The organism is Leisingera sp. M527 (assembly GCF_025141525.1).
In the GTDB taxonomy this organism is placed as follows: Bacteria; Pseudomonadota; Alphaproteobacteria; order Rhodobacterales; family Rhodobacteraceae; genus Leisingera.
The window spans coordinates 3999589-4014461 of sequence record NZ_CP081037.1 but is presented as its reverse complement, the minus strand read 5'-3'; the positions used below and the strand labels follow the sequence as shown (position 1 = coordinate 4014461).

Annotated in this window: 9 protein-coding genes, 1 tRNA gene and 5 pseudogenes; 9 read left to right on the top strand and 6 right to left on the bottom strand. The window is 60.4% G+C overall.

The genetic code is table 11. The features are described 5' to 3' along the window. Positions 1 to 123: 123 nt before the first annotated feature. The 4 genes from K3555_RS19720 to K3555_RS19705 all read left to right on the top strand — a co-directional run bounded on the left by K3555_RS19720 (position 124) and on the right by K3555_RS19705 (position 3789). On the top strand, positions 124 to 1167 hold the full coding sequence (locus K3555_RS19720) for a TRAP transporter substrate-binding protein (protein WP_260006745.1): 1044 nt from the start codon (positions 124 to 126) through the stop codon (positions 1165 to 1167). 81 nt (positions 1168 to 1248) lie between these two features. Continuing rightward, positions 1249 to 1830: a TRAP transporter small permease gene (locus tag K3555_RS19715; RefSeq protein WP_260006744.1), complete on the top strand. Its 582-nt coding sequence runs from the start codon at positions 1249 to 1251 to the stop codon at positions 1828 to 1830. Further along, entirely contained in the window at positions 1827 to 3332 is a 1506-nt protein-coding gene (locus K3555_RS19710) for a TRAP transporter large permease (protein WP_259988436.1), read from the top strand. Before K3555_RS19715 ends, K3555_RS19710 begins: the two co-directional genes overlap by 4 nt. Positions 3333 to 3345: 13 nt before the next feature. Beyond that, positions 3346 to 3789 carry a thioesterase family protein gene (locus K3555_RS19705; RefSeq protein WP_259988434.1) on the top strand — a complete coding sequence of 148 codons (444 nt, stop codon included), beginning with the start codon at positions 3346 to 3348 and terminating at the stop codon, positions 3787 to 3789. 4 nt (positions 3790 to 3793) lie between these two features. Here the strand turns inward: K3555_RS19705 and K3555_RS19700 are convergent, their stop codons facing one another. The 3 genes from K3555_RS19700 to K3555_RS25045 all read right to left on the bottom strand — a co-directional run bounded on the left by K3555_RS19700 (position 3794) and on the right by K3555_RS25045 (position 6635). Further along, complete coding sequence (locus K3555_RS19700) at positions 3794 to 4996, bottom strand: winged helix-turn-helix domain-containing protein (RefSeq protein WP_260006743.1); 1203 nt, start codon at positions 4994 to 4996, stop codon at positions 3794 to 3796. Further along, positions 4996 to 6021 carry a LacI family DNA-binding transcriptional regulator gene (locus K3555_RS19695; protein ID WP_134831119.1) on the bottom strand — a complete coding sequence of 342 codons (1026 nt, stop codon included), beginning with the start codon at positions 6019 to 6021 and terminating at the stop codon, positions 4996 to 4998. Before K3555_RS19695 ends, K3555_RS19700 begins: the two co-directional genes overlap by 1 nt. A gap of 377 nt (positions 6022 to 6398) precedes the next feature. Further along, on the bottom strand, positions 6399 to 6635 hold the full coding sequence (locus K3555_RS25045; RefSeq protein ID WP_409201702.1) for a hypothetical protein: 237 nt from the start codon (positions 6633 to 6635) through the stop codon (positions 6399 to 6401). 287 nt (positions 6636 to 6922) lie between these two features. Here K3555_RS25045 and K3555_RS19690 point away from each other — a divergent pair. Continuing rightward, a tRNA-Arg gene (locus K3555_RS19690) sits at positions 6923 to 6999 on the top strand. Positions 7000 to 7123: 124 nt separating this feature from the next. Here the strand turns inward: K3555_RS19690 and K3555_RS19685 are convergent. After that, a pseudogene (locus K3555_RS19685) lies at positions 7124 to 8099 on the bottom strand (IS5 family transposase). A gap of 977 nt (positions 8100 to 9076) precedes the next feature. On the opposite strand from K3555_RS19685, the gene K3555_RS19675 reads away from it, so the two are divergent. Both K3555_RS19675 and K3555_RS19670 read left to right on the top strand, forming a co-directional pair. After that, entirely contained in the window at positions 9077 to 9964 is an 888-nt protein-coding gene (locus K3555_RS19675; protein ID WP_260005203.1) for a site-specific integrase, read from the top strand. Positions 9965 to 9976: 12 nt separating this feature from the next. After that, the gene (locus K3555_RS19670; protein WP_260005205.1) at positions 9977 to 11170 is read left to right on the top strand and encodes an IS91 family transposase; all 1194 of its coding nucleotides are present in this window, start codon (positions 9977 to 9979) and stop codon (positions 11168 to 11170) included. Between the two features lie 1071 nt (positions 11171 to 12241). Here the strand turns inward: K3555_RS19670 and K3555_RS19665 are convergent. After that, positions 12242 to 12607, bottom strand: a pseudogene (locus tag K3555_RS19665) (transposase); the annotation flags it as partial. A 3-nt stretch (positions 12608 to 12610) separates the two neighbouring features. On the opposite strand from K3555_RS19665, the pseudogene K3555_RS19660 reads away from it, so the two are divergent. After that, a pseudogene (locus K3555_RS19660) lies at positions 12611 to 13169 on the top strand (tyrosine-type recombinase/integrase); the annotation flags it as partial. Between the two features lie 13 nt (positions 13170 to 13182). Continuing rightward, a pseudogene (locus K3555_RS19655) lies at positions 13183 to 14303 on the top strand (transposase). Between the two features lie 223 nt (positions 14304 to 14526). Here K3555_RS19655 and K3555_RS19650 read toward each other — a convergent pair. After that, a pseudogene (locus K3555_RS19650) lies at positions 14527 to 14847 on the bottom strand (IS481 family transposase); the annotation flags it as partial. Between the last annotated feature and the right edge of the window lie 26 nt (positions 14848 to 14873).

Sequence of the window (14873 nt, the reverse complement as noted above, 5' to 3'; positions counted from 1 at the left end):
GTTCGTAAAACGAACCCTGCGCGGGGCCTTGGTGGCGGAAACGGAAAGAATTCTGCCATCTGCCGCAGTAATGTTGCGAGAGCGGCGGACCCTGCAAATGATTTGGTCTAAGGGAGGACAGACATGACTACTCGGAGAAAGCTATTGGGGGCAGCGGGGGCAGCGGCCTTGGCAATGTTCGGCGCAATGCCGGCATTTGCCCAGGAGGTGACCCTGAAACTGCACCAGTTCCTGCCGGCACAGGCAAACGTGCCGAAACTGATCCTGGATGTTTGGGCGGACAACGTCGAGGAATCCTCGGGCGGGCGCATCAAGGTTGATCGCTTCCCGTCGATGCAGCTGGGGGGCAAGCCGCCTGAGCTGATGGACCAGGCCATTGATGGCGTGGCGGATATTGTCTGGACTGTGGTAGGCTATACCCCGGGCCGCTACCCGTCGACCGAAGTGTTCGAGCTGCCGTTCATGATGACCAATGCGCGCGCCGTGTCGCACGCCTATTGGGAAATGTTCGACAAGCACATGAAGGACACCGAGTTCAAGGATGTCCACATTCTGGGCACCTGGGTGCATGGACCCGGCTTGATCCACACCTCCGACCCGGTGGAAACGCCTGAAGATCTGGAAGGCATGAAGATCCGCGGCGGTGGCCGGTCAGTCAACGCATTGCTGACTGAGCTGGGTGCAACCCCGGTGGGGATGCCAGTTCCGGCGATTCCGGAAGGTCTGTCCAAGGGCGTGATCGACGGCACCACCATTCCGTGGGAAGTGACTGCGGCGCTGAAGGTCCCGGAGCTGGTGGAGAACCACACTGAGTTCACTGGCAAAGCACTGTATACGCTGACCTTTGTTCTGGCGATGAACAAAGAGAAGTATGAGAGCCTGCCGGATGACCTGAAAAAGGCCATCGACGATAACTCTGGCCTGGAATTCTCGGTCTTTGCCGGCGGCACCCAGGCGGATTCGGATGGTCCCTCGCGCGAGATGGCGCTGGATCTGGGCAACACTGTGATCACTCTGGACGAAGAACAAACTGCCGTCTGGCGTGAACGCTCGCAGCCGATCTACGATAAGTGGATCGCCGACATGGCCGAAAAAGGCCTCGACGGTACCGCGCTGATCGAAGAAGCCAGCGGGCTGATCGAGAAATACACGCCGCAGTATCAGTAAGGCGTTTTGATTGATAAAAGTGAAGGGCCGCACGGCATTTGCACTGCGGCCCTTTGCATACCGGAATAAGGCAACTGAACGATGCACAAGCTCATGATGCGGCTGGCCAAATCCATGGCCTACCTGGGCGGTGCGGTCCTCACTCTTCTGATCATTCTGACATGTGTTTCGATCGCTGGGCGTTTGCTCAACGGCGTCTTCCATGGCGATTTGATGGAGCGGATTGCGCCGGGGTTCTCAAAGTGGATGACCGGCTGGGTCGGGCCGGTCAACGGCGATTTTGAACTGGTCGAGGCCGGTGTGGCCTTTGCCATCTTCGCCTTTATGCCGCTGTGCCAGATCACCGCGGGACATGCCTCGGTTGATGTGGTGGCCAATACGTTTCCACGCGGAGTGAACCGGTTTTTGCGGATGGTGACCGAAACTGTCTTTGCCGCGGTGCTGATTCTTATCGCCTGGCGGCTGGGGGCTGGGCTTACGAGCAAATTCTCCAATGGCGAGACCTCCTTCCTGCTCGAGTTTCCGGTCTGGTGGGCCTACGGCATCAGCATGGTGGCGGCTGTCGTCGCCGCGATTGTGGGCCTCTATATGGGTGCAATCCGCACCATCGAATTTTTTACCGGCCGGATCCTGATTTGGGACGGCGTGGAGGGCGAACAGTGACGGCTCTTGAAATTGGCATCGCCTCCTTCCCGGTTCTGATGCTGCTGATCTTTCTGCGGGTTCCGATCGGGCTCTCGATGTTTCTAGTCGGCCTTGGCGGGCTGATCTGGGTCACGGACGGCACGCAAGTGGCGTTCGGGCGGCTGAAAAGCGAGACCTATTCGACCTTTTCCTCTTATTCGCTGACCATTGTGCCGATGTTCCTGCTGATGGGGCATTTCGCGACGCTCGGCGGCATGTCCACCGCGTTGTTCAAGGCAGCTGAAGGGTTCCTGGGCCACCGCAAAGGCGGGGTTGCGATGGCGGCCATCGGCGCCTGCGCAGGCTTTGGTGCGATCTGCGGTTCGTCCTTGGCCACCGCTGCCACCATGGGCCGTGTGGCACTGCCGGAGCTGAAGCAATACGGCTATGCCGGCGGATTTTCGACCGCGACGCTGGCGGCGGGCGGCACGCTGGGTATCCTGATCCCGCCTTCTGTTGTGCTGGTCATCTATGCGATCCTGACCGAGCAGAACATCGCCAAGCTGTTCCTATCCGCCTTCATTCCGGGCCTGCTGGCGGCTTTGGGTTATGTAATTGCAATCTCGGTCTATGTGCGGCTGTTCCCGGAAAGTGCAGGCACCCGCCCGCCAGTGCCGATGCGCGAGCGTTTTGCCGCGCTGATACATGTCTGGCCGGTGCTTCTGGTGTTCGGCCTGGTGGTGGGCGGTATCTACCTGGGCTGGTTCACTCCGACCGAGGGCGCAGCCGTGGGCGCATTTGGCACCGGCTTTATCGCCTGGACCAATGGCGGGCTGAACCGCGAAACGCTGGCTGACAGTTTCCTGGTGACCGCACGGTCCACCGCGATGATCTTCTTCATCGTGCTGGGTGCTGGTTTTTACAATGGTTTCCTGGCACTCACAAAAGTACCGCAGGAACTGGCGGATTATGTTGTGAGCCAGGGTCTTAGCCCTTGGATGGTGCTGGCACTGATCCTGGGATTCTACTTGGTCTTCGGCTGCCTGATGGATTCGCTGTCGATGATCCTGCTGACAATCCCGATCTTCTTTCCAGTAATCTCGGCGATGGATTTCGGTCTGCTGTCGTTGCCAGCGATGCAGGCGGATGCAGCGATGGAGGTGCTGAAGGCTGGAGTGCCTGAGGGGATGGGGGCCGAGATGCTCGCCTCGATCAAGGACGCCATTGCGGCCGGAGCGGAGCTGACCCGCGAGCAGATGAAAGAGCTGGGCATCCGGGTGACCGAAGGCCGGGTGAACCGGATCGAGGCGGAATATGTCGCCATCTGGTTCGGGATCCTGGTACTGATCGTGGTCGAGGTTGGCCTGATCACCCCGCCAGTGGGCATGAACCTGTTCATCATCAGCGCAATGGACCGTAAGACCAAGATGATCGACACTTACAAGGCGGTGATGTTCTTTGTTGCCTCTGATCTTATCCGGGTGGTCATCCTGGTTGCCTTCCCGATCATCACGCTGCTGCCGCTGATGCTGATGCAATGACGGGGCTAGTGTGATGGCGCAGAACAGTACAGGGCAGCAGTCGAGTTTCGAGCATGAAATCCGCGTGGGCTGGGGCGATTGCGACCCGGCCCGGATTGCCTATACCGGGCGGCTGCCAGTTTTCGCGCTGGAGGCGATTGACGCCTGGTGGGAGCATCACCTGGGCGGCGATGGCTGGTATCAGATGGAGCTGGACCGCGGCACCGGTACGCCGTTCGTGCATATGAGCATCGATTTCCGGTCGCCGGTCACCCCGCGGCACCGGTTGAAATGCGAGGTCTGGCCTTCGGCACTGGGTGGAAAGTCGGTGACTTTCCGGGTGAAAGCGCGGCAGGATGGGGTGCTGTGCTTTGAAGGCAAGTTTGTTTGCGTTTTCATTGCTCCGGAGAGCTTTACTGCAATACCCGCGCCGGAGGATTACCGCCAAGTAATCGAGGCCCAGCTACGGCCCGAGTAATTCCTCAGCGCAACCAGCCGTCAGCGAAACTCACTCTGCTGAGGCCGGCAAAGCGCGCAACCCGGTCCAGTTCTGCCTCCAGCCGCTTTGTGCGGGGCAGCGACCATTTCACATCCCGTTCAGGCCATACGGCGGTGACGCGCAAGACGCCCACGTCCCGGTCCGCCTTCATATCGATGCGGCCGACCAGGCGTGTGCCCTCCAGCAGCGGAAAGACGTAATAGCCGTACTGGCGCTTGGGTGCGGGGGTGAAGACCTCAATCCGGTAGTGGAAACCGAACAGCCGTTCCGCCCGCTTGCGGTCGCGCAGGGCTGGGTCAAAGGGGCTGAGCACCCGCATCCGGCCCGGTGCCGGTCCCAATTCCGCAGTGCTCTCCACGGTGCCCGGACGGGCGAACACTTTGCGCAGCTTGCCGTCAGCCTGCTGGATCTCGATCTCTTCCAGCTCTCCCAGGCGCAGCTGTTCGGCGCACCATAGCTTGGCTTCCGCCGGAGAAGCGGTGTCCCAGAACGCCGCGAGCTCGCCGGAGGTGGCAAAGCCCAGCCGGTCCATCGCAGCGGAGCAAAGCCAGTTAATGGTCGCAGTCGCATCGCAGGAGGTGCCAGGGCGCAGATGCTCATCAATCACTCTCTCGGTCAGGTCATAGCGTTTCTGAAATCCTTCACGCCCCACTACTGTCAGCGCGCCGGAACGCCAGAGAAATTCCAACGCGGTTTTGGACGGATGCCAGTCCCACCAGCCGCCGGAACCCTTCTTTTCATCCTTGCCAAGGTCAGAAGAACTGACTGGGCCGTGATCCCGCACATGGTTCAGGACGGTTTCGAACTGCGCCTCAAACCCGTCGCGCCGCCAGTTGCGCCAGCGATTGCGCAGCAACTCGGTGTCACGCTGAAACCTCAGATGCCAATGGGGGTAGAACCCCATCGGGATCATCGCGGCGTCATGGGTCCAATGTTCAAACAGCCCGCGGTCCCGCTCGTAGAGCTGCTTCAGATGTTTGGCCCGATAACCCGGGCGGCGTGAATAGAGGATCACGTCATGGGCGCGCGCCACCGTGTTGATGCTGTCGAGCTGCACAAACCCCAAACGCTGGATCAGCGCCAGCAAGTCCGCACCCTTGGCAGGGCCAGCAGGCTGCTCCAGCAAGGCATGGCGGTCCAGGAACAGCCGCCGCGCGCTTTGATTGTCCAGCCGTTGCAGCGCCATCAGCGCCGTTTCAGCGTGTCGCCATAGGAAATGGTCGGGGTCAGCGTGACATGCTTATCGATCTCTGTGTCCGGATCGTCCAGCTGTGCCGCAATGATCTCAGCCGCTTTGCGTCCGATGTCCAGGCGGCAGGCGTCCATAGTGGCCAGCTTGCGGGGCAGCCCCTGCAGCAGCTCCACCCCGTTGAAACCAGCCAGGCCAATCTGGCCCGGCACATCAATGCCCTGATCGAGCAAATACAGCAACCCGCCCGCGCCGATCATATCATTGGAGAAATAGAGAAAATCCAATTCCGGTGAGCGCTCCAGCATGGCTTCAGTCATCTCGCGCCCCTTGGCCAGCGCCGAACCGCCTGAGTAAAACTCGCGGTCTTCGATCTCCACGCCTTCCTTGGCCAGCGCCTCGGTGAAACCTTCGAACCGCTTTCGCGCCCGGTGATCAAGCGGCATCTTGGTGCCCATGAAGCCAATATGCCGGTATCCGGCCTTAAGGATCGCCTTGGCCATTTCGCGGCCCGCGCGACGGTGGGAAATGCCGACCATCGCATCCACCGGCTTGCCGTCGGTATCCATGATCTCCACCACCGGGATACCGGCGCTGTTCAGCATGGCGCGGGCGGCCTCGGTATGTTCCAATCCTGCAATTATCACACCTGAGGGGCGCCAAGAGAGCATTTCATAAAGCACCTTTTCCTCTTTCTCGGGCTGATAGTCGGTGACGCCGACCACCGGCTGCAGCTCGGTATTCTCCAGCACCTTGTTGACGCCGGTCAGCACCTCGGGGAACACCATGTTCGACAACGAGGGGATGATCACCGCCACCAGGTTCACCCGGTTCGAAGCCAGCGCGCCGGCGATCTTGTTGGGCACGTAGCCCAGTTCTTTGGCGGCGCTCAGCACCTTGGTGCGGGTCTTTTCCGACACATCGCCGCGATTGCGCAGTACGCGGCTTACGGTCATTTCGGATACACCGGTTGCTTCGGATACATCGCGGAGGGTGAGAGGGCGCTTGCTGTCCGTGGTCACGTTCCTGAGCCTCTTTTTATTGCTGTGTGCAACGTTAGCGCAGACATCGGTTGCTGCACAATGGAAACTGCGCGCGGCAAACCGGCAATCGGCCCCGCCCATCCCATTGTGAGCAAGCGTTGCAACTGACCCCGGCAGAGGCTTCTAGCTGACGCACCCTATGGTCTCTATATTGGCGCGCAGCGCCAATACGAAACAGCCTCGGCCAAAGCGATCCATCGGCTCAAGCGCACTGCACGAGCGTTCTTGGCCCATTGCGGTCTGACGTCGCGCTCACCGCACAAACGCGGCGCAGGCACGCAGGGCGGGAAACCGCCTCTGATGTTGCAGCACCGCAACCGCAAAAAACCGGCAAGAGCAGAGTTTCAATTCTTCGCTCAATCTCTGTCACCGCCCAATTCGGGTTCATCGCACATAGGGTTCGGCAAAATGTCGACCCGTGTTGCGCTCAAAGTCGCAGGGTTGGCAGCATAGATCACGACATAACGCTGACCGGATTGAGGCCTGGTCACCTCCCGCGCGGCGCGAACCTCGGACACTTCCATCTCGAACTGGCACCGATCGCCTTGGCTGGATTTGACCTCGATTAGCCAAGTCCGCCGATCATGCTTCAGCTCGAAATCGTAACCTAGGTCTTCGGACCAAGCCTTGCCGTTTTGCAGCGCGCCGAAGCGCCGAGTTGCTTCCCGTTTCAGGTCTATGGGCCAGATATTCTTGCCTGGAGGAGATGTTTCAATGGTGAACCCTCAAACCTCATGTTTCGGCATGTTAGCATCCTGCTGTGGATTGGAGGCCTACATATCACAGGGTAGTTGAGCGCATTCAGATGCCATCGAGGGGGGCAGTTGCATCGCTTACCATTGTGATCGCAGGAGGGATTTGTTATCGCATAAACAAGCGCGGCCCCGTGGCTCAACTGGATAGAGCAGCCCCCTCCTAAGGGGCAGGTTGCAGGTTCGAATCCTGCCGGGGTCGCCAAGAAAATCAATTGCCAATGAGGCATAAGAATGCACGGAAGCCGGATTTTATGCACACCGGCTGTCAATGGCTTTGTTGCACAAATCAGGCGAAGGACGCTCTTCCCCTTATACCCCATACGGACTCAGCCTACAGGCTCAGTGACGGGTATGCCAAGAGCCGTGTAGCGGTTGAGGATGGCGATGCGGACGTGGATTTCTGCAACCTGCCGATCAAAGTCCCTCGCCACCAGCGATTGGCCAAGTAGTTTCATACAATGCATCTTCGTTTCGACGCGGCTTCGGCGGTGGTATCCGCTCCAACGTCGCCACAAGGTGCGGCCCAGATATTGCTGCGCACTGACCGCTTCGTTTCGGGCAATCGCTCCGGCGTTCGCCGGGTTCCAGGGCTTGGCATTCTTGCGCGGAGGGATCACGGCATTGGCACCTCTGGCGGCAATCGCCTCGTGGCATTTACGCGTGTCATATGCCCCATCAGCTGTGACGCTGCCGATGTCCTGGTCGGGCGGGATTTGGTTCAGAAGTTCTGGCAGCATGGGAGCATCTCCGACGTTGCTGCTGGTGACCTCGACCGTCCGAACCTCCAGTGTTTCTTCGTCAATTCCAATATGTATTTTTCGCCAGATGCGGCGTTTGGGGCCGTCATGCTTGCGCGTTTGTCGGGAAAACAGTCCCCCGGACTGTTTTCTGATCCTCCGCACTCCACTCGCCTTCACCTTCGGCCTTGATACCTGTGCTGTCGATAAGGAGGTGCAATGGACCTTTGGAGCCTCGATATGACAGGCCCACATTCAGTGTTCTCTGGCGGCGGCATAAGGTGCTGAAGTCCGGCGCGGTCCAGTCCAGCCCGACCAATCGCAACAGGCTCTGGACGAACCCAGTTGTCTGCTGAAGCGGCATGCCAAACAGGATCTTCAACGTCAGACACGTCTGAATGGCGGCATCACTGAATTGCTGTTGCCGACCTCGCTTGCCGTTTGGCGGCGGCGTCCAAACCATCTCCGGATCAAACCAAATTGACAACGATCCGCGCTGCTTCAAGCTGTCATTGTAAGACGACCAATTCTTGGTCTTGTACTTCTTAGGGCCCCAACTGCTCATGTCTTCAGCTATCACGCTGGATTCATACAGTGAATCCCTTCAGACGATTTGTGCAACAAAGCCCCGGCGCGCCTTCAGGCATTTATACATTTCGTTAAGGCCCGAAAAATGGGCCGTTCCTGATTGAGGTTGGCGTCTCTTCCGAGATCCGCAGCGTAGCCAGCCGACCGCAAACGGCCTTCAGCTCTGCCATCACCTCGAACATCTCCATTAGTTCCGCCGGTCCGGACCTACGAATAAAGGCACCATGGCGCGGGATCAGTTCGGCCAGGTCAGACAGGGCAAGCTGTTGAAAGGCGTCGCGAAATGGCGTGCGCGACCTATAAGTCTTGGCAATCTACTGTCGCCTAAGATGCAAAAATGATCTCTCGAACCGGCAATCGGCACGGCGAAGCAAAATCCGGATGCTGCTGCATTTCCGGCGTTTCTGCTACCCGACAGAACTTGCCTATAAACTTTGAATGACCGCCTTCAGAGATCTGACCAGTTGCTCTCGCAGATGCCGCGAATGAAGGCATTCCGCCCGAACTGCATGTGCTGGCTTGGCAGGTTTGTCACCCGGTATGGGACGGCGTTGGGCTGTCTGTTGTCATTATCTCCAGCGACGGATGCTGCGGCTTTTTCCGCAATCTGTGAATCTGCCGTCTTAGATTTTCGGCGCAATCGACGAATGGCAGTTTGTGTCGCTGCCCTGCGGCGGTGGAACCTGAGCGCTTGCAGCGATTTTCGTACTGCGCGCTCACGCAGCGCTAAACTCCAAGGAGCAGGTTGGGCTCAAACCGGCCGATCTCCGCGCCGCGGCGGCCCTGGGCGCGTCCTGCAGGCCCTGGCGGGCGAGGTCGGCCCATGGACGAAGCCGCTCCGCGGCATTGGCGCGGGTGGCTGATGTTCAGCGATGATCTGACAGTGGTGCATTTGGGGAACGGCATTTCTGCCTGACGATTGAGCCCTTCTCAATCATCAGACAGGAGGCTCCCATGACAGAGGAGAGATCAACCCCGCTTCGAGAGCGGATGATCGAGGACATGCGCATCCGCGGGATGGGCGACAAGGCGCAGAAAGCGCATATCCGGGCGGTCAAGGATTTCGCCATTTTCCTCGGGCACCCGCCGGATACCGCCTCACCGGAGGAACTCCGCGCCTATCAACTGCACATGACGGATACAGGGGTCACGCCGGCGACTTTCAACGCCAGGATCGTGGCGCTCAGATTCTTCTTCGGCATGACCTGCGGGCGCGAGGAGATGAAGCGCTACATGCAGTTCCGCACCCAGCCCAGGAGGTTGCCTGTAGTCTTCAGCGTTGAAGAGGTATCGGACATCCTGATGGCGGCGCCGGGGCCCGGGCTCAAATACCGTGCCGCGCTCAGCATTTCCTACGGCGCGGGGCTGCGGGCCGCCGAGGTCTGTAACCTCAAGATCGGCGATATCGACAGCAACCGGATGCTGATCCATGTCGAACAGGGCAAAGGGCGGAAGGACCGGAAGGTGATGCTGTCACCCGGGCTTCTGAGCTTGCTGCGCGACTACTGGCGCGAGGCGCGGCCGGAGGGCTGGCTGTTCCCCGGCAAGCCGAAGATCAACCCGCTGTCGCCACGGCAGCTGAACCGCGCCTTCACGTCAGCGAAGAACATGGCCGGCATCAAAAAGGCCGCCACTCTGCATACCCTGCGGCACAGCTTTGCGACGCATCTGCTGGAGGCCAACACCGATGTCCGGGTCATCCAGGTGCTGCTCGGCCATGCCAAGCTGAGCACGACGGCCCAATACACCCATGTCGCCACCAAGACGATCCGTGACACGGTCAGCCCCTACGAGATGCTGGAGCAGTTGCAGGATCAGACAATCAAGCGAAGCCTGAAGTGACGGGGCACTGGGGTGTCCCGCCCGGGGCTGGAGATTGCTGATATATTCCGTGCCCATGGTGCCGCGTGGCGGCGGGCCAATGCAGGGCATGTCAGCCTGACCCAGCTCAAGGTGATGTCGGCAATCGAAGCCTGCCGGACCGAAGCGCTCGGCGGGCATGTGGCCGGGTGCGCCAAATGCGGCCATCGCCACATCGCCTACAATTCCTGCAAGAACCGGCACTGCCCGAAGTGCCAAGGGCCAGCGGCGCGCGACTGGATGGAAGCCCGCGCCGAGGACCTGCTGCCCGTGGAGTATTTCCACGTGGTCTTCACCCTGCCCGCAGAGATCGCCCGGATCGCCTCCTGGAACAAGCGGGCGGTCTACGGTCTGCTGTTCCGGGCGTCGGCACAAACGGTCATGACCATCGCAGCGGACTCCAAGCGCCTTGGTGCTCGGGTGGGCATGACCAGCGTGCTGCATACCTGGGGATCGGCGCTGACCCATCACCCCCACATCCATATGATCGTTCCCGGTGGCGGCCTGTCTCTGGACGGCGCGAGATGGATTGCCTGCAAGCCCGGGTTCTTCCTGCATGTGCGGGTCCTGTCGCGCTTGTTCCGGCGGCTGTTTCTGGAGGGGCTGATGGCGCTTCACCGCGCCGGGGAGCTGGCCTTCTTCGGCGACCTGGAACCGCTGGCGCAGGCCGATGCCTTCGCAGAGTGGCTGGCTCCTTTGCGCAAGTCCGAATGGGTGGTCTATGCCAAACCGCCCTTCGGAGGCCCGGAAGCCGTTCTCGCCTATCTCAGCCGGTACACCCACCGGGTGGCCATCTCGAACGCACGCCTCGTCAGCGCCGACGCAGGCACCGTGGCATTCCGTTGGAAGGACTACAGGATCAAGCGCGGCGACAGGCAGAAAGTCATGCGTTTGGCCACGCCCGAGTTCATCCGCCGCTTCCTGATCCACGTCCTGCCCGCTGGTTTCCACCGCATCCGGCACTACGGCTTGCTCGCCTCAGCGCAGCGCAAGGCCAACATCGCCCGGTGCCGTGCCCTGCTCGGGACAAGGTGCCCGGCTCAAGAACCGCCAGAAGCCGCCGAGGTTCTCCCGCTCACCCTGCGTGAGCCATGCCCGTGCTGTGGCGGAACAATGCATATCATCGAGATCTTCCGGCGCGGGCAAAAACCCCGGTCGCGCGCGCCACCGCGGAAGGAGGCGGCATGACGAAACGCCCGTCATTCCGGTATTGTGAACACCGGGCATCCGCAGCCGCCCGGCTGTCTCCATTTACGCCTGTACTCTCCTGCAAGCTCAGAACCACGCCGAAACGCCGCTTTCGTCGCAGCAATTGTCCGGAGGCCCCCGTTAAGAGCATCCCAACCGGCATCGGAATGCCTCCGGCTTGGCCGCTGGCTCCAACCGCAGACCCCGCCGTCTGCGCTCTTTCCCCATAGACAGCCCCAAGAGTCCCGCGGCTTCCACCTTGGGAGGTTTTCCAACGCGGGCCGATGTCGCGCCAAGCCGCACCCTCACACCGCGGCCCGCATCAGAAAACCTTCACCATAGCGGACCTCCACCCTACTTCGAGGATGCTGCAGTGCGGTCCGTCAAACAGGACTTTCAGAGTGGACAACTCTTCAGATTGAACAAAGGCAATGCTACTGACATCAGCTAAAGCTGAATAATTTGAGCACTACTAGAATTGGATTGGTCCAAAATGACGGAAGACCAAGAAAGTGGTTCTGTCGAAGAGATAAACCGCCTTGTTGCGTTAGGGCTGGACGTAATGACTGCAGTGGATGTTGCGGAGGGAAGGAGGGACGAGTCGTTCGAAGTGGCCCGTGTGGGTGAACGGGTTGAGATCAATAAATGGTGCACAAACATGTCGAGCATCCCGACTGCCGTGGAACCTTTGTGGGATCTTTTGCCTGAACACTTCTACCTCGTGTTCGACGGTTCTGCTCCAAATGACGAGCATGCGGATGAGCTCGAGCTAGTTAACGTAGATGTTGCGGAGGTTGACAGACTGCTAACGTTTAACGCCAGTCGCGACCGTCATCCATGGCACAGGGAATACAAACGCAAAAGTTGCGGGATTGTGTATCGCTGGTCGCATGGTCGGGGAGTCACACCACCGCTCATACGCACTGTACAAAACCAAATTCACATCGACGTAGGTATGCATCGTTTTCATCTTGCTAAGCACTACAGCTGCAAGTGCATCCCTTGTCTCATCTGGTCTTGGGATCGAGATGCAATTTTCTCAGTCTTGCCTTCGAAAAGCGTTTCCTTAGGTCATGTTGACAAATGGCGGAACCAAATGCGGATAGATGTGATTTCAACGAAGCCGAGGTAGCTTTCAGCGGTTTTGTCGTATCGCGTGGCGACGCGGCGGGCATTCTTGAGTTTGTTGAAGCACCGTTCAACCATGTTTCTCAGCCTATATAGCCCACGATCCACGCCGACCCGCATCTTCCGTATCTTGCGCATTGGGATTTGGGTGAGAATACCGCGCTGGCTCATGGCTTTGGGAATGCGATCAGCGTCATGGCCCTGGTCAGCGAGCAGTACCCGAGGTTCGGGGAGGTTGTCCGTCATCACAAGATCAAAACCCAGATAGTCCGATGTTTGCCCCGGTGTGATGTCTCTTCTCATTGGTAGCTCATGAAGTACCGTGCGGCCCTGGGTATCAGCTACGGAGCAGGTCTGCGGGCCTCCGAGGTCTGCAATCTCAAGGTCGCGGATATCGCCAGTGACCGGATGCTGATCCACGTCGAGGACGGCAAGGGCAGCCGGGACCGCAAGGCGATGCTGTCGCCGGGGCTGCTGGAGCTTTTGCGCGACTATTGGCGCGAGGCGCGGCCGGAGGGCTGGCTGTTCCCGGACAAGCCGAAGATCAACCCGCTGTCACCGCGGCAATTGAACCGGGCGTTCACGTCCGCAAAACACATGGCAGGGATCAACAAGCCCGCAACCCTGCACACGCTCCGCCATAGCTTCGCAACGCATCTGCTGGAGGCGGGGAAGGATGTGCGGATCATTTATTACCCGGCAGTCGATTGCTCAGCAATCGATGAGAGGGCAGGTTTTGCTGGGCCACGCCAAGCTCAGCACCACCGCCCGCTACGCTCATGTGGCCACCAAGACGATCCGCTCCACCGTCAGCCCGTACGAACGTCTGAAGGATCTGCAGGACCACACTCTCCGGCGCGGACTGGAGTGACCGGACGCCGTGGGTGCCCGGGCGGCCGGGATTGGAGCTTGCTGACATCTTCCGAAGACACGGACCCGCGTGGCGGCGGGCCAATGCCGGGCATGTCAGCCTAACCCAGCTCAAGGTGATGTCCACTGCCCGGCAGGGTCTTGCAAAGCAAGATCCCGAGAGGGGGCGATCAAGGCCTGCCGGACCGAGGACTTGCTGCCGGTCGAGTACTTCCACGTGGTCTTCACCCTGCCGGCCGAGATCGCGCAAATCGCTTACTGGAACAAAAAGGCAGTCTACAGCCTGCTGTTCCGCGCCTCGGCTGAGACCGTGACGACCATCGCCGCGGATCCCCGGCATCTCGGCGCCCGGGTCGGCATGACCAGCGTGCTCCACACCTGGGGCTCGGCGTCGTGCTGAAAGTACGCCTCCGGCGTGGCCCCACCATCCGCATGTCCACATGATCGTGCCCCCCTCTCGGCAGATTGCTGCGCAATCGCCTGCCGCCCCGGGTTCTTCCTGCCGGTGCGCGTCCTCTCCCGGTTGTTCCGGCGACTCTTCCTTGAAGGGCTGGCGGTCCTGCACAAGGTGGGCGCGCTTCAGTTCTTCGGCGACCTCAAAAACCTGGCTCAGGCCGGCGCTTTTGCCACCTACCTCGCCCCGCTGCGCAAGACCGAGTGGGTCATCTACGCCAAACCGCCCTTCGGCGGCCCCGAGGCCGTGCTCGCCTATCTCAGCCGATACACCCACCGCGTGGCGATCTCGAACCATCGCCTGATCAGCGCCGATGCTGCCGCCGTGGCGTTCCGCTGGAAGGACTACCGCATCAAGCACCGCGACCTGCAAAAGGTGATGCGCCTCGAGACCGGCGAGTTCATCCGCCGGTTCCTTATCCACGTCCTGCCCGACAGATTCCACCGCATCCGGCACTACGGGCTGCTGGCCAGCGCGGCTCGCAAGGCCACCATCGCCCGCATCCGCGGATTGCTCGGCGAGGCGCCGCAGGACCCGGACCCGCAGGAGAGTGCCGAGGTCATCCCTCTCACACTGTGCGAACCGTGCCCCTGCTGTGGCGGCGCGATGCGCATCATCGAGATCTTCCGCCGCGGTCAGAAGCCGCCATCTCGAGCACCCCCCCGGGAGCAGGCCGCATGACGCAACGCCCGTCTAAACGCGCGAAACTCACCAGCTGCCGCCCGCAGGCTGGACCGCTCCTGGCCTGCTCGTCGCCGCGCTTTGCTCAGGAAAATGCAATCAACTGTTCCGCCGGCATCCGAAACCCACGCCCCTAGTCGTCCGAGCGACCTCCAGCGATCGACACGTCCTGCCCGGTCGCTGGCCAGACCCCATGCATGTGAACATGCACTGCCGGGCAGTGGATGGGGTATCGCTTGAACCGCTGCCGCTTTGGCTTGTCACCCGCGGCATCCGGCAAGCGCGAGATGCCATGCCGCTGAAGGCACCGATGCAGCGCCGGCCGCGTCAGATGCGGGATCGACGGCTGGAGAGCATAAAGGCAATCATCCAACGGCAGTAGCGTATGCCGCCGGAATGCGGCGATCATTGCCTCCTCCGCTTCGGAGGGAACGGTTGAACGCGGCTCCTTCGGCCCGGTCCTAAAATCCTCCACCGTCGCATGCTTGCGCCACTTCGCAACGGTCTTGGGATTGATGTCCAGCTCCTTGCTCAGTGCCGCGATCGAAGCTTGTCCCTTTCGGGATCATG

What these genes read in the sequence shown, in the direction of transcription:
- K3555_RS19715 (WP_260006744.1), top strand. Translation starts at nt 1,249, where the DNA reads ATGCACAAGCTCATGATGCGGCTGGCCAAATCCATGGCCTACCTGGGC.
- K3555_RS19700 (WP_260006743.1), bottom strand. Translation starts at nt 4,996, where the DNA reads ATGGCGCTGCAACGGCTGGACAATCAAAGCGCGCGGCGGCTGTTCCTG.
- K3555_RS19675 (WP_260005203.1), top strand. Translation starts at nt 9,077, where the DNA reads ATGACAGAGGAGAGATCAACCCCGCTTCGAGAGCGGATGATCGAGGAC.
- K3555_RS19720 (WP_260006745.1), top strand. Translation starts at nt 124, where the DNA reads ATGACTACTCGGAGAAAGCTATTGGGGGCAGCGGGGGCAGCGGCCTTG.
- K3555_RS19705 (WP_259988434.1), top strand. Translation starts at nt 3,346, where the DNA reads ATGGCGCAGAACAGTACAGGGCAGCAGTCGAGTTTCGAGCATGAAATC.